The following is a 15,256-nucleotide window of genomic DNA, read 5'->3' as shown; positions in this document are numbered from 1 at the left end:
CCTCACACTTCTCCGCCCAGGTAGGCAGCTTTTATCCGCGGATCGGTCAAAAGTTCCTTGGAGTTTCCTGAAATGACCACATTTCCTGTCGTTAGCGCATAGGCGCGGTGTGAGATCGACAGCGCCATGCGCGAGTTCTGCTCGACTAGCAGCACCGACACTCCTTCGTCCCGGTTGATCGCCACTATTGAGCGGGCAATGTCCTGAACCAACTTGGGCGCGATGCCCAGCGAAGGTTCATCCAGCAGCAGTAGTCGAGGTTTCGCCATCAAGGCGCGCCCAATCACCATCATCTGCTGTTCGCCGCCCGAGAGTGTACCAGCGGACTGGCTATAGCGTTCTCTCAGACGCGGAAACCGTTCCAGAACGGAATCCAAGGTGCGGTGCACATCCGCTTTATTTGAACGGGTGAATGCACCCATCAGCAGGTTGTCTTTGACCGTCATATAAGGAAAGACCCGCCGCCCCTCTGGCACCATCGCAATGCCTTTCGAGACTATCTCAGCCGGGTTGGTTCCTGCGATATCTTCGCCCTCGAACGCAACCGAACCGGACTTGATCTTCGCCAGCCCAGTGATCGCCCGCAGGATGGAGCTTTTGCCCGCACCATTGGCACCGATAAGGGCGACGGTTTCACCTTGCTCAAGATCAATCGACACGCCCTTCAGCGCATAGACGTGATCGTAGTAAAGCTCGACATCCTTGAATTCCAACATCTTGCTCATGGCTCAGATCCCGATCTCGTCATCGGCGCTGCCCAGATAGGCTTCGATGACCTTTTCGTTGTTCTGGATTTCCGCTGGGGTGCCTTCGGCGATCATTTCGCCGAAATTCAGCACAACAATCCGGTCCGAGATGTTCATCACTGCGGGCATGTCATGTTCCACTAACAGCACTGTGACACCCCGGTCGTCGCGCACCTTGCGGACCAGATTGACCATTTTCATGGTCTCGTCGTGGTTCATACCCGCAAAAGGCTCATCCAGCAGCAGGACCTTGGGATCAGTGGCCAGACCGATGGCGATCCCCAGCGCGCGCAGATTGCCCTGCGGCAGGTTCGAGGCCTGCTCGTTAGCGATCTCGGTCATGCCGAGGAATTCGATCAGGTCATCGGCATACTGGCCAAAACTGTCGACGTCTTCATGTGCCGTTTTCGTGCCCCAGAAATACCCGGCCAGCGAGGCACGCGCACGCAGGTGCTGAGCGACGATGATGCTTTCGCGCACGGTCATTGACTTGAAGATCGTGGTTTCCTGAAAGGTACGGACCACCCCCTTGCGCGCCACCACATGCGGTTTCAGGTTCGAAATCCTCTCACCTTTGAACAGCACTTCTCCGGCGGTCGTCGGCAGAAACGACGAGATCATCTTGAACAATGTGCTCTTTCCAGCACCGTTTGGTCCAATCACCGACAGGATCTCGTTTTCATTGACGTTGAATGAGATATCGCTGTTGGCGGTCAACCCGCCGAATTTTTTGGTGACGTGGCGGACTTCCAGAAGATGGCTCATTTGTCATCTCCTTTCTTGCCCGGCAGCCGCAGGCTAAGCAGCCCGTTCGGCAGGAACAGCATCAGAATGATCAGCAGGCTGGAATAGGCCAGCAGTTGGAAGCGCCCCAACTCGAACAACAGATCCCATCCAAAATACAGAACCAGTGTGCCCAACATCGGGCCAAACACATAGCCCAGACCACCGAGGAAGCAGTTCAGCATGAAGTTCACACTGTCAGCGACCTGAAAGCTGGACGGATAGACCGATTGTGCAATCGATCCGAACATGGCTCCGCCAATGCCGCCCAGAAAGGAGGAAATAGCAAAGATGATGATGCGGATATATGAGATATTCACGCCAATGGAGCTGGCCAGTTCCTCGTTCTGCTGCATCGACCGGCACAGGTGGCCGAGGCGCGAATTCACCAGCCGGTACATGGCGGCAAAGGTCAGCACCATCAGCACACAGGCCGAGTAGTAGAAGGCCAGCCGTGGATTCTCGAGCGTCGCGAAATCCGGGATCAGGGTAAGACCCAGGATCGACACGCCACCCGGCAGCGGGATCGAGGTGATCCCCTTGGCCCCATTGGTGATTGGTAAGGCTAGCGCGGTCAGGGTGACAACCTGCGTCAGTACCAGCGAGATCATCGCAAAGTACACCCCCCGCAGCCGCAGGATCGGTAAGCCAATCAACACGGCGACCCCTGCCGCAAACAGACCCGCGAGCGGCAGAGACAACCAAAAGGACATGCCAGCCTTCGTCACAAGAATGGCCGAGACATAAGCTCCGATCAGGGCAAAAGCGCCTTGCCCGATATTGATGCGGCCGATATAGAAAGTCAGCCAGACACCGGCACTGGCAATCGAAAGCAGCGCAACCGAGGTCAGCGTATAGTAAAGGTCAGACCGCCCGGACGCCGCGATAAAGCCGGGAACCGCGACGAAGATGGCCAGTAGGAAAAACGCCAAACCGGCCCATTGGATCGTGGAAAGTTTCGGCACAGTGTTAACCCCACGGTTTGCCCATCAAGCCCTGCGGGCGGATGGCCAGGAAAATCATCAGTGAGACGAAGATCAGCAAATAGGTGATATCGCCATATTGCGACAGAACCGCCAAACCAATAGCTTCCATGAAGCCAAGGATGATGCCGCCTGCAATCGCGCCGGAAATCACACCTGCGCCGCCGATCATTACCATCATGAAGGCTTTGATCGAGGTCGGTCCGCCCATGCCCAGATTGACGCCTGTGATGGTCACCAGCAGACCTCCTACCAGACCAGCCAGCATCGCACCTAGGGCAAACCCGATCATAGAGTACCGGGCAACATTCACACCCATAAGCTGGGCCGCGGTTCTGTCCTGCGCCAGCGCACGCAAGGCGCGGCCGGTTTTGGAATATTGCATGAACAGAATGAAGGTAACGATTGAGAGAATGGCCAGCACGCAGATCAGGATTCGATCATAAGGCATGATCAGCCTGAAATCCCAGTTGAAGACACCGTCGACAATCTTGGGCACGCCACGCTGTTTTTCTCCGAAGACAAGCAGGATGACCGCGTCAAACAGAAACGCCAGTCCCGCCGCCAGCAGCATTGTGCTTTCTTCGCGCGACGATCGTCGTATCACTGGCGCAAACAAGAACCGTTCGATGAGTGCGCCAAGTACTGCCAGGGTGATACAGGACGCAAGCAACGCCAGGATGAATGGCAAACCAAGCTGCCCGTAAATGGTGTAAGTGACGAAGCCGCCGAGAACGTACATCTGTCCGTGAGCAAAATTCAGTACGTTCATCAGGGCGAAGATCAGCGTCAGTCCTAAGGCGATCATCGCATATTGCGCGCCCAGATAGATGCCATTTGCTAGTATCTGTTCCATTGGAGTCCCGCGTAAGGTTCGGGTATCCCGGGCTGATCATCAGCCCGGGAGGGATTGAAGCTCGTTAGGCGATTGCCTTGGTTGGAAGTATTGCCTCAGTCGACTTCGGCGACAAAGAGTGTTTCAAACTCTCCGTCCTGGTAGACATTTACCACCAGCGGAACCGCGATCTGACGCTTTTGCCCGAACGATGTCGTGCCGACATACCGCATCTTAGCATCGCCCTTCATGAAGGGATTTGGTGCTTCGAACGTGTCCATTGTGGTCTGGAAAGCGTTCACATCGTCGATACCTGCCGGATTGGCGTTTAGCGTCGCCAGAATATACTCTAGCGCATAGACCTTGGTATTCGACTCGTCGTTATATTCGCCGAACATGTCAGTGTAGCGCTTGACGAATTCCTTCATGTCATCCGATGCGATTTCAGGGGTTGAAGCACCACCCACCGAGATGAACCCGTTGGCCAGATCACCTGCGCCTTCGCGCAAAACCGTCGCATCCTGCGCCGTCTCAGTTGAAATTATGCCCTGGAACCCAAGCTCTCGAGCCGAACGGATCAGCTGAGGGGCATTGGCCGGTGAAACACCTGACAGGACCAGCAGATCAGGTTGTGTCCGCATGACCGGCGTCAGAACTGGGGTAAAGTCCGTAGTGTCCACCTGATACGTTACATTGTCAGAGACAACTTCAAGACCCAGCGCATTGGCCGCAGCGATCCCGCCGTCACGCTGGCTCAGCGGATCAGACTCGTTGGCAGCAACAAAAGCCACCGTCTTCACGCCCTTTTCGTCCTTAAGATACTTATAAATCGCTGGACCTGACTGGTAGTTTGCAACCATGCCCAGAACCGCATTCGATGCCGGCGCTGTGTAAAGCTCTTTAGGGAAAGCATATGGAAAATACATGATCCCTTTTGCTTCGGCAACTGGGCGAACGGCGGCTGCGCCGTCATCCACGTTGGGACCAACCACATAGTGGATCCCTTCCTGCGCCATTTTTTCCATGCCAGCGATCGCGCGTTTGGGATCTTTCTGATCGTCGAATGAAACGATTTCGATATCGTAAGTGGTATCGCCAATCTGGTAACCGCCGGATTCGTTAATCCAGTCTGCCCTCGCCTCCATCGATCGCTGGTTAGAGATGCCCCAAGCCGCCGCCGGACCCGAGGTAACCCCGACAAAGCCGATCTTAAGTACGGGGTTATCCGCCCAGGCAGCCGAGCCAAGCACGGATGCGGTCAAGGCCAATGCGACCGAGGATTTAATCAGTTTTCTACGTTTCATTCTTTCCTCCCTATGAGGTCTCGGCGCCTCTTCTGGGCGCTTGGCGAAGTATACAATGCGACCGGTCGAATCCCGGAATGCCTCTTGGATACTGCATTGTTAACAATCTGTGTCAACACTTTTAGTAAACGTGATTGTTGATATTGCAAACAGAAGACCAATATATTGTCAGTTAGAAGTTGTACGGTTAAGTACGATCGACATGTATTCCTGCCAAATCGGAACAAGATGACAGACGCCCAACAAAAACTCGACGCCGTCCAATCCGATCCGGATGAGCAATTGATCGTTGACCGAATTTATTCTGCGGTCATGGAACAGAAGCTGGCGCCTAGAACCAAATTGAGCGAACAAACCTTGTGCGAGACTTTTGGCGTAGGCCGAATGCGCGTTCGCCGAGCTTTGTTGTTATTGAGCAGCCAAGGCATTGTTGAACTGCACTCCAACCGTGGCGCCTTTATAGCTTGTCCAAGCCCTGACGAAGCTCGAGAGGTTTTTGAGGCCCGCTTGATGATTGAATCTGGCATCGTACGTACACTGGCACATGAGAACGGCAGCCTAGGAATCGACGCGCTACGGACACATGTCAAAGAAGAAGATGAAGCTCGGGCAGCAAATGATCGAACTGAGATCATCCGGCTTTCAGGTGAATTTCATGTGGAGCTGGCCAAATGCCACAACAATTCGGTACTTACACGCGTTGTGCGCGAGCTGGTGACTCGGTCATCTCTGATCGTGGCATTGTTCGGAACCAACAGGGACTCTTCGTGTCCCGATGATGAACACGCTTCGATCATTGATGCGATCGTGAGTGGTGACCCACAATCCGCGGAAGACAACATTCAACACCACCTCCTCCACGTAAAAAACAGTCTGGATTTGGAACAAACCCGAAAGGTTGAACCCGATCTGGCTAAGATACTCACCGGGCGCATGTAATTTTTTTGCCACGCCCCCCTGCCCACATTACGCGCAAAAACGGATCTGTTGCAAAGTTTTGACCATTGACGGTCAAGGATATAGCGAGCGAATAACTCTCTCTATTTTATAATCGAAGGTTGGTTCATGATATCATTTAAAGGCGCGCAATATCCGAAAGATGTGATCCTGTTCGCGGTGTTCTTCTATGTCCGATACGGAGTGTCATATCGTGATCTGGAAGAAATCATGGCCGAACGAAGCGTATCAGTGGACCACACCACGTTGAATCGTTGGGTAACACGGTATTCCAGCGCGATCGCTGAAATTGCACGGCGTCGCAAAGGACCACTGCGACCGTTCCTGGAGAATGGACGAGACGTACATTTGAGTGAAGGGGACTTGGGTCTATCTCTATTGAGCTGTCGACAAGCTCGGCAAGACGCTTGATTTCATGTTGTCCGTGCACCGTAACAAACACGCCGCCACGAAGTTCTTTGCCCGAATGCTGGAGGTCAATGGTTTGCCGAGGAAGATTGTGATCGACAAGAGCGGACCAAACACAGCTGGCATCAAAGCTGTCAACAAATGCTGAAGGGATTTGGTTGTCCGGTTCCGATCGAGACGGTGAGGCGGAAATTCCTGAACAACATCGTGGAACAGGACCATCGTTTCATCAAGAGACGTATCCGGCCAATGTTAGAGTTCACGGCCTTCGCTTCAGCGGCGGCAACGCTGGGCGGCATAGAAGTGGCGAACATGATACGAAAAGGTCAAATCGCGCCGGGACTCTGTCCATTTTGGTAATTTGCAGAACTGGCTGCTTAGCCCGCCGGCATAGAGCTATCAACGTTGCCAGTTGAAACTTCGCAACAAAACCACTCAGATCACGCATGCTCGTCAACTAGACCCCAGAGTTTGCTACACATCCTCCTTTTGAACATCTGACAAATCATCAACGCGCCTTAATAGTCAAAATATTATGTTTATGACTATTACATAAAAGCCGAGTTTCGCTAAGAATTTGAGTTTTCAAACTAAGTACATGAAGAGATCTGTCTACTTGGCCCTACTTCCGCTGATCGGCGCGTCGTAGCCAGAGCAGACGAATAGTTTCAGTTATCTTCACCACTCGAAGAACATAATGGACACCCCAAACTCCAAGGGCTCGTCGGGTAGATAGATCGGATTTTCCAAGAAGATTTTTCAGAGTCTTAAACGACGGGATCAGCTTGTGAACGGGTGGTATGTAATTCACAATTCCACGCTTCGCGTTCCTACGCAAACGCGCGCCTTCAATTCGGCGGGCTTTGGTGATGTGTTCACCAAGACTTCTACGCGCTGGATGTCTTACGATGGCTTCCTCGGCAAAAAGGATAGGTTCGCCTGCAGCTTTTGCGCGATCGTTCCATTCCATATCACCACCTGACAAAACCGTGTCGTTGAACCGACCGACTTGATCTATCACACTGCGACGCAAAATCAGGTTGGCGGTAACAGCTCTGCCACGCTCAACCCACTTCTGCTGCTCCAGACCAAGATGAACGTCATACAATTCCGTTGTCGTCCATTCTTCCCCGTTAGGGATCAGAACAACATTGCCTCCGAACCGCCCAACCTCAGGGTGATCCTGGGTTATCTTCAATCCAGCTTCCAGATACTGTGGGACAGGCTGACAATCTGAATCGGTAAAGAAAAATAGGTCGGCATTCGCCTCATCGATACCGCGATTTCGTGCCGCGTATGAGCCTGGCTTTGCTTCGCTCAATATACGAGCGTTTGCAGGCAAGCGAAACTCAGACGGAGTTTGGTCGGACGGATCATTGTTTACCGCAATAATCTCAAACTGATCGGCATTCAGGGTCTGGGAAGCCAAACAGTCCAGACAGATCTGCAGTTGATTCCAACTGTGGTAAGTTGGAATAATGACGGTCGCGGCCAGTGGTTGCCGCGCCGGTCGTCTTGCAGATTGCTGCGTCAAACCAAGCTCACTCTGCGCTAACTGCGTTGGAATACTGATGGTCGTACAAGGTTTTGAAGGGGCCTTGTTCTTTCAACAATTGTTTGGCGCTCCCTTGCTCCAACACTTCTCCACTTTCGATCACAACAATTTTGTCCGCGTGCATAATCGTTGAAAGGCGGTGCGCAACGATAATTGTTGTACGCCCCTCTGTAAGCCTGTTTAGCGCTTCCTGCACCAGATGTTCCGACTTTGAATCCAGAGCGCTCGTCGGCTCGTCCAGCAACAGAATGGGGCTATCGCGCAACAACGCACGGGCGATCGCAAGGCGCTGTTTCTGACCGCCAGATAAGAAGGCTCCGTTTTCGCCCACCATGGTGTCGAAGCCCTGCTCCAAAGTCATTATAAAATCATAGGCGTTTGCGGCCTTGGCGGCCTCGATCACGTCCTCTTGTGTCGCTCCCTCTCGGCCAAAGCGAATATTGTCGGCGATCGATGCTGAGAAAAGAAATGTCTCTTGGCCGACAAAGGACATATTCTGGCGCAATGTCTTGAAAGAGGTGTATTTTATGTCTTGGTCATCGATCGAAATCGAACCACTATTTGGATCATATAGGCGCAATGCAAGGTTCAAAATGGTCGACTTTCCGCCACCAGATAAGCCAACCAAAGCGGTCGTCTTGCCGGCCTCAAAGGTCAACGAAAGCCCCTTCAAGATCGGATCACGCCGGGCGTAGCCGAATACAACATCGTCAAACACGACTTTGCGAGGCCCATCCGGCAACGCTTTGGGATTAACGTCCTCAGGCAGGGTTTCCGGCTCGTCCAGCATGCTGAATAGCATTTTAACACGCCGCAAACCCACTTCCATCTTCACCCGCACCTTGGTCAGACGCTTCGCAGGTTCATACGCCATCATCACAGCGGTAACGAATGACATCAGTTCGCCCGGGGTAGAGGCCGCTGCACCAAACAACTTACCTGCACTCAGCCCGATGACCGAGGCAATTGCAAATCCTGCCAGAATATCAGTCAGTGGGCTGGTTGCCGCTTGCAAGCGAGCAAGCTTATTTCGGCGTTTTTCGACGCTTTTCACTGCCGAATTCATTTGTTCGGCCATGCGTTCTTCTAATCCAAAGGACTTGACCACCCGAATTCCAGCCGACGTCTCCTGAATGACCTTCATGATCGCGCTCATCGACTGCAACTCCATATCCGCAATATCGCGGACCTTACGAAGCAGCATCCGAACCCCCAGAATTGCAAGCGGGCCGACGATTAGCGTAAAGAGGGACAAGACTGGTTGCTGATAGAACATCACGGCAAGCAAACCGATCAATGTAAGCATGTCTCGAACGGCGGTCGTGACCATTATTTCGATAACCGTCCGCGCAGCCTGTGCTGTCTGTGTCACTCTCAAAAGCAAATCCGAGCTTTCGGTCAGGTTAAAGAAAGATACGCCCTGCCGCAAAAGCTTGTCATATAGCTTGATCTGCTGTTTTGATACGATCCGGTTCCCAGCGCGGGTCAATGCTACAACCTGGACGTAGGTGGCGACACCTTTAACCAAGAAAATAGTGAACACGACCATCGAAACGCCAAAGATCTTGGCCGAATTCTCACTGTCGAACAGCGAGTCAACGACATCGCGCATGATGAACGCGATACCAGCTGTAGTCCCCGCTACAAACACCATCGCGATAATTGCAATGGTATACGGCAGCATTTGCTCCCGCATGTTCTCTGACAGCAAACGCCACAAGACGGAATCGCTTAGTACTGCCGCAAACTTTGATTTGATCTTTTGCAATGCACATGCCCACTGTGATCAGGATCGAGACATGTCTGTTATGACAGACTCATAAATCGTGCCCGCTAGATAGTCGCCCGCTCTCTATTGGGCAAGCCCACGCGGTATTCCGCCTTATTCCACGGTTTCGATGCGCAATGTCCTGATCGGTGTGTCGACCGCCAAAACCCGCCCTGACCACTGATATGCAATGTAATGGGCAATAAACGAGAAGGCGCGACAAGCATAGCCTGGGCCCCTACCCTTTCGGCCTCGTTCAAATGTTGAAACCAACTGACCCAAAACTCGGGATCGCACCCATGTAAGATGGTCTGAACTTGCGCGCAGCCCCCCTCTCTTCGAGGGAGAGAGGTAGCTGGTTTTGATTAAAACGCGACAATATTGTTGTACTGATCGGATTCATGTTGCATCCGATCCTGAATGTCTGATCCGATAATGGGCCAGACCTCAACCGTACCAAGTAGAATCTGTGGAACTGTCGCAAACATTGCAGAGGAATAAAGCTATCACTCTGATTAGCTTCAATTATTCAGCGAACTCTGCAAATTAGCGGAATCCGCATGCCGAACGTTCCAGCGGCCTCTTACCGATCAAATTGGCTGTTTCGATGCCTGCAACAACTGGGGTGAAGCATTTGAAGCGAAGCACGGGCCTCGTAAGCTGCTTGATGAACCGGTGATCCTGCTTGTAGATTTTGTTCACTTCTTTGATTTGCGACCCGCCAAGGATGAATACATTACTAACCAGCTGTTCATCCTCGCATGTTCGACCTTAACACTACTTTCAGCCGGTATTTCTTCTAGATCACGACAGGAAACGCCGTTTCGAACGCAGAAGTAGACCGCAAATAGGATCACAGATACTGGGTAGAGCGCGCCATTGAAATAGATCACAAGACTTTCCCAAATATCATTGCAGACCAAGCCTCAATTGGAATTAACACGCGAAGCTGCAACACTCCGACCAACGACTGCGACAAAGAACGGTTCTCTACTAGTTTCAATCTGAAAATCTGACTGGTTTAATTCAAACAAATTCAAGCAAAGCAACGGCATGTTCCAGTTAGCCTATCAGACGCACCTTCTGAATTCGCCCAAATTCAAGTTGGATAGCTCCAAGCAAAGGCTTCAAATGGTGAGACTGAATGTACTGTGCAATGAACTTGCTTGGCGCACGCAAGGTGATCGTCTGATCTTGGGTTTCAACAAGTTGAAGGTCACGATACCAGCATTTGAACAAAAACATTTCTGACTCTGATAGGCGTTGGAGCGCCCTGCCCCACGGACTTTGAAGATCTTGTCTCTCAGGTTCGACTTCTAATTGTTTTTCTTGACCAAATTGAACATGAACGACCTTTTCGGATGGTTTTGGTATTTGCATTTCCATGCGTGATACAAAATCAGAACCAACATTTTGCCAAACTGGTTTGCTTAGGCGATAAATTTCCGCGTAGTTGAGTCGGTACGCCGCAACACGGCCTCTAACTCCGGGCCTAAGCTGAAGAAGCATGTTATAACTCGTTAACCGCTTAATTTCTCGCTTGACGGTTCGCTGGTCCACGGACCAGAGGCGGGCCATTTCCTTTTGTCCGACCGTCAGCTCATCAGTGCGCCAGTTGTATCGGGCGGTTATCAACGCAATGAGCCGCATCATTGAATTTTGAAAACCGGGTGTACCACATAATCCCGCAACAGAGATTGCAGTTAGTAGATCGTACTTCTGTGAACCGGCCTGATGTCCTGTAAATCGTTTTATTTCCATTTTGATACTGCCACTGTGCCTCGAACGGATCGGTCTTGCTGTCCGATTCCATCAATTGGGTTCAGTGTGATGAAATCCCGTAGTTTGTCAACGAACTTTGAAAAGCAGGATACCTACTTCATTTTCAAAATCAAAAGAAAATTCGGTTAATAGGTAATAGGTGACATACAGGATGACACCCCATTAGAGGGTGAATGTCACCATATATCTAGTTAGTGATTGCCACTTGTCACCAAAACATAGCCTGGCATTTGAATTTCATCCCGTATTTAACGGATCATAGGCAAAAAAGCGGAATTTCTATTCTTTACGTTTTGCAGTTTCCGAAAATCGCGTTATTAAAAGACAACCGTCATATAACAAGAGCAACATCATGCGTGACCACACCGACCTTCAAGCTATGAACGAACGAAGCCTGGCTCAACAGGCTGCCGTCCGCCGCGCTACTTTCTCGCCTGCAGACGAGAAAGTTCTTCGACCATTCTCAATCTGGGAAATTAGCCAGTTCATGTTTGATGTCCCGGCCGACACCTTGAGAAAGAAGTTGGCCGAAGACCCGTCTCTTCCGCAAGGAGCGACTGAAGATGATGGACGGCAAAGATGGTTTTCTCTTGCTGAGATTAATGAACTGAGACGGCGTCTGAGATTTAGGGGTAAGAGCCTTCTGCCTCAAAGGCCGGCAGGCCGGGCTATGAGAGTGGCGGTTTCGAACTTTAAGGGTGGTGTTGGCAAAACTGTCGTTGCTCAGCACTTGGCGAATGCGGCTGCGCTTGATGGTTATCGTGTTTTGGTGGTGGACTTTGACCCCCAGGCGACACTCACTCATTCAATGGGTCTGGCTGAAGTAAGAGAGTGGAATACTGTCTGGGGCATTATGTGTCGCGACCTCTGCCGTGAGGCGAACCGGATCGCGGACGAATATGATGATCCTGCAGATTGCCCCTACCCTACTGCCGACGAGTTGCCAGAAGATGTTCAGTCAATCGGCGCACAGCGTGTACAGGATTTCATTCAAAGAACTTCATGGTCGACGATTGACATCATTCCGAGCTGCGCGAACGCCGCCTTCGTTGAATTTGCTTCCGCTCAGTATAGGTCCATTCATAAGGCATGGAGTTTTTTTGGATGCGTCGCAAGATATCTCGATGAGTTGCCAGACGATCAATATGATTTGATTGTTTTCGATTGTCCGCCTGCAATTGGATACCAGTCTTTGAATGCGGCCTTTGCGGCTGATATCCTCTATATTCCGTCTGGTCCTGGCTATTGGGAGTACGACAGCACAACGAGTTATCTTGGTCAGCTTGGCGACGCCTTGGAAGACATAACCAGCGGTTTCGAACGTATTGCACAGGATGCTGGTATTACTCTTCCTAAAAGGTTCGATGACATACGTGTTCTCATGACTCGCTTCGAGGCCAGCAACTCTCTGCATGTCGCGATGATGGACGCTTTCAAAAATGTCTTCGGGGCCGATGTCTGTCAAAATCCCATCGAAATGACACGTGCGGTCGAGCAATCTGGTAGGTTCCAGATGTCTGTCTACGAGCAGGACTATAGGCAGATGACTCGGGACACATGGAAACGGGCGCGTCTGTCCTTTGATAATGCATACAGTGAATTTAAGGACGTCGTCCTACGGGCCTGGGAGGCGCGTACTAAAGTTGAGGAGCGGGTAGAATGAGCGGTAACAAATTTGGCTTCACTCCAATTGATGAAGATGACATCAAGAAAACACGCCGCCGCGAAGTGGGCCCAATGGGGGCTGCGGTACGCGAGACAGCAAACAGTTTAAATGAAAGCACTGAGAACCGTGTCGAACAGCGACGGCAAAATGCCTCCGATGCCAAGGAGTATCGCAAAGCTCGTGACGAGGGGCGAGTTTTGGTTGCGGTCAGCATCAATGAAATTCTTACGACAGATCTTCCAAGAGATCGCTTGGATCTATCGGCCGTCGCAAGTTCGGATGAGATGGATGAACTCAAGGCTTCTATTCAGGAACGCGGCCAGAAGGAGCCCATAGAGCTTTATAAGGATTCAGATGGTCGATTCCAGCTCAAAAAGGGTTGGAGACGAGTAACTGCTCTCAAGCAGCTTTATGAGGAGACCGGTGATGAACGGTTTTCCAGTGTTACAGCGCGAGTTGCTGAATCCCAGAGTGACCGCATCGACCTTTACATTGACATGGTTGAAGAGAACGTTGTTCGAGAGGACCTGACTTTTGCTGAGATGGCGCAAGTGGCAATTCTTGCTTCCAACGATTCTGAGTTGGGGGCAGGGGATGCAGAAGCTTTGGTCGGAAGGCTTTACTCATCCCTGCACAAGATGAAACGCTCTTATATTCGTAGCTTTGTTTACCTGCTCAATGAACTTGATGGCGCGTTGCCGTTTCCTAAGAGTGTCTCCAGAAATCTTGGCGTTGAGGTTGCGCGGAAACTTCGAGCTTCGTCGGGTTCAGCTGCTGTGTTAAAAGATGTGTTGGCGCGCGCATCCACAGCTGATGAGCAAAACGCGGTGCTTGATGCTTTCTTGGCGGATACTGATTCTGAACGGGGTAAAGGCAAGCGACGTGAGAAAGTCGAGAGCGTGAAGTATGAGTTTCATGTGGGCGCTTCAAAAATCACTGCGCGAAAAGGAGAGTGCAGAATATTGTCCGGTCAAGACTTTAGTTCGATTGACCGTTCTAAGCTCCAGAGGGCGGTTGAAGCTTTCGAAGCTGTTTTGAACGAGAAGTAACCCGCGGGTTACCCATGCTTACGTTTTTTGATTTTAATGGCGGTAACCCATGGGTTACCGCCTTCCTCGTTTAGCTCCAACTCACCCCAGCATGTCCGTTGCCGGGTTTTCGGCGATATCGACGTCGTCATAATATTTCTGTGCCTGCGCCATAGACCGATGCAGAGACAGGCGCATAGCGGCCTGGATGGGCGCACCGTCCAGTGCGGCCTGGGTCAGAAACCCCGAGCGCAGCCCGTGGGGCGAGGCAAAATCCTCGGGCAATCCGGCTTGTTTCAGGCGGTGTTTGACGATCTGATAAATCGCATCCGGGCTCAGACGACGTTTCAGCACACGATCCGCTTTTGAGACAGGGCGGAACAGCGGTCCATCCTCGATCCCGCCAATCTCGATCCAATGCACCAAGGCTTGCGCGGCGCGCCCCTTCAGCACCAGTCGCGGGGTCTCGCCCTTCTGGGTGGTCTTGGCTTCCAGCAGCGAGAGCCAGACGATGCCGCTCTTGTCAAATTCCTTGAGCGAGACATCCTCGCGCATCAACCCGGTGATCTCCGAGCGCCTCCGACCGCCCGAAGCCCAGCCGAGCATCAACAGCGCCCGGTCGCGGCCATCGCGGCGCGTGCCGTGGCAGGTGGCCAGCAGCTGCTCCAGTACATCGCGGGTGATCGGATGCTGCGATTTTGGGGCAGGGGGACGGGCCGCCGCTCGGCGGGCCTTGGCGCGGGCTTGCTTGACCTGGGGCGCGTCAAAGGGCGAAGTCAGGTTCTTCATCCGGTGGAAGGCCAGCCAGGAGGCGATGCGCCGGTCGAGCGTAGACGGGGCCGGGCAGGAGAGGGACTTGCGCAGCCCTTGCGCGATCAGCGCTTCTGCGCTTTCGCGCGCTACATCCGTTTCTGGTGCGTCGTTCAGATCGCGGGCGTGATCGAGAATAAAAGCCAGCGCGATGGCCTCACTTTCCGGCCAATCCAGGGCTGACCCGAAACGCGCGGCTTTCCATGCCGTCACGTAGCGCAGATCCCGCTCATAGGCGCGCAGCGTATTGGCCGGCGTGCCGCGCACATACAGGTCGGTCAGCGTTTTCTGATCCGCCTGCGACAGGGCAGGGGAGGCGGCTGGAAGATAGAGGGCGGGCGGCTTCATGGGGCACATTCTGTGCTGATTTCCCCGTAAAATCAATCAAACATGATAAGGGATATTTATCGAGTTTAACAGAGAATCTATATTGCAGCAGAACTAATAGTCAAAAAGGCTAATTTATGCGTGTAAAGCGGGCAGGGGGCTGCTAGGGGTAGCTTACGGTACAGGGTGAAATGAAACTCTGAGGACTTGCAGCGGATGTGTCGCAAACTCTGGGGTCTAGTTGACGAGCCTGTGTGATCTGACGATTGTTTCCGCCGAATAGATTTCGAACAGGTTACTTGAG

At 52.2% G+C, this 15,256-nt stretch carries 13 protein-coding genes and 1 pseudogene; 4 read left to right on the top strand and 10 right to left on the bottom strand.

Annotated features, from left to right (window positions below):
- Positions 1-2: 2 nt before the first annotated feature.
- From ACR0DU_RS19220 to ACR0DU_RS19200, 5 genes are all read right to left on the bottom strand, one after another.
- Positions 3-725 carry an ABC transporter ATP-binding protein gene (locus tag ACR0DU_RS19220; RefSeq protein WP_010442325.1) on the bottom strand — a complete coding sequence of 241 codons (723 nt, stop codon included), beginning with the start codon at positions 723-725 and terminating at the stop codon, positions 3-5.
- Between the two features lie 3 nt (positions 726-728).
- Positions 729-1,511, bottom strand: a complete 783-nt coding sequence (locus ACR0DU_RS19215; protein ID WP_010442324.1) for an ABC transporter ATP-binding protein — start codon at positions 1,509-1,511, stop codon at positions 729-731.
- On the bottom strand, positions 1,508-2,494 hold the full coding sequence (locus ACR0DU_RS19210; protein ID WP_010442323.1) for a branched-chain amino acid ABC transporter permease: 987 nt from the start codon (positions 2,492-2,494) through the stop codon (positions 1,508-1,510). The genes ACR0DU_RS19215 and ACR0DU_RS19210 overlap by 4 nt, the downstream gene beginning before the upstream one ends.
- Before the next feature lie 4 nt (positions 2,495-2,498).
- Positions 2,499-3,368 (bottom strand): branched-chain amino acid ABC transporter permease, encoded by an 870-nt coding sequence (locus ACR0DU_RS19205; RefSeq protein ID WP_480876718.1) that lies wholly within the window; start codon positions 3,366-3,368, stop codon positions 2,499-2,501.
- Between the two features lie 95 nt (positions 3,369-3,463).
- Entirely contained in the window at positions 3,464-4,651 is a 1,188-nt protein-coding gene (locus ACR0DU_RS19200) for an ABC transporter substrate-binding protein (RefSeq protein ID WP_480455284.1), read from the bottom strand.
- 228 nt (positions 4,652-4,879) lie between these two features.
- Between ACR0DU_RS19200 and ACR0DU_RS19195 the strand changes: the two genes are divergently transcribed.
- Positions 4,880-5,590, top strand: a complete 711-nt coding sequence (locus tag ACR0DU_RS19195; protein ID WP_170781411.1) for a GntR family transcriptional regulator — start codon at positions 4,880-4,882, stop codon at positions 5,588-5,590.
- A 126-nt stretch (positions 5,591-5,716) separates the two neighbouring features.
- Positions 5,717-6,376 (top strand): annotated as a pseudogene (locus ACR0DU_RS19190) (IS6 family transposase).
- 262 nt (positions 6,377-6,638) lie between these two features.
- Here ACR0DU_RS19190 and ACR0DU_RS19185 read toward each other — a convergent pair.
- The 4 genes from ACR0DU_RS19185 to ACR0DU_RS19170 form a co-directional block, all read right to left on the bottom strand.
- Positions 6,639-7,550, bottom strand: a complete 912-nt coding sequence (locus ACR0DU_RS19185) for a glycosyltransferase family 2 protein (RefSeq protein ID WP_480876714.1) — start codon at positions 7,548-7,550, stop codon at positions 6,639-6,641.
- A 7-nt stretch (positions 7,551-7,557) separates the two neighbouring features.
- Entirely contained in the window at positions 7,558-9,267 is a 1,710-nt protein-coding gene (locus ACR0DU_RS19180; RefSeq protein WP_480876711.1) for an ABC transporter ATP-binding protein, read from the bottom strand.
- 437 nt (positions 9,268-9,704) lie between these two features.
- Positions 9,705-9,827, bottom strand: coding sequence for a hypothetical protein (locus ACR0DU_RS19175; protein WP_480876708.1), 123 nt, complete (start codon positions 9,825-9,827; stop codon positions 9,705-9,707).
- Positions 9,828-10,401: 574 nt separating this feature from the next.
- Positions 10,402-11,100 (bottom strand): DnaA N-terminal domain-containing protein, encoded by a 699-nt coding sequence (locus ACR0DU_RS19170; RefSeq protein ID WP_480876705.1) that lies wholly within the window; start codon positions 11,098-11,100, stop codon positions 10,402-10,404.
- Between the two features lie 373 nt (positions 11,101-11,473).
- Here ACR0DU_RS19170 and ACR0DU_RS19165 point away from each other — a divergent pair, with 373 nt between their 5' ends.
- Positions 11,474-12,784 (top strand): AAA family ATPase, encoded by a 1,311-nt coding sequence (locus tag ACR0DU_RS19165; protein WP_010442314.1) that lies wholly within the window; start codon positions 11,474-11,476, stop codon positions 12,782-12,784.
- The gene (locus tag ACR0DU_RS19160; RefSeq protein WP_480876702.1) at positions 12,781-13,836 is read left to right on the top strand and encodes a ParB/RepB/Spo0J family partition protein; all 1,056 of its coding nucleotides are present in this window, start codon (positions 12,781-12,783) and stop codon (positions 13,834-13,836) included. The genes ACR0DU_RS19165 and ACR0DU_RS19160 overlap by 4 nt, the downstream gene beginning before the upstream one ends.
- Positions 13,837-13,917: 81 nt before the next feature.
- On the opposite strand, the gene ACR0DU_RS19155 is transcribed toward ACR0DU_RS19160, so the two are convergent.
- Complete coding sequence (locus tag ACR0DU_RS19155) at positions 13,918-14,973, bottom strand: tyrosine-type recombinase/integrase (RefSeq protein WP_480876699.1); 1,056 nt, start codon at positions 14,971-14,973, stop codon at positions 13,918-13,920.
- Positions 14,974-15,256: the final 283 nt, after the last annotated feature.

The sequence above is a fragment of the Ruegeria sp. G2 genome (genome assembly GCF_056533505.1).
Note: the sequence above shows the minus strand (reverse complement) of the source record. Positions and strands in the feature narration are given on the sequence as shown.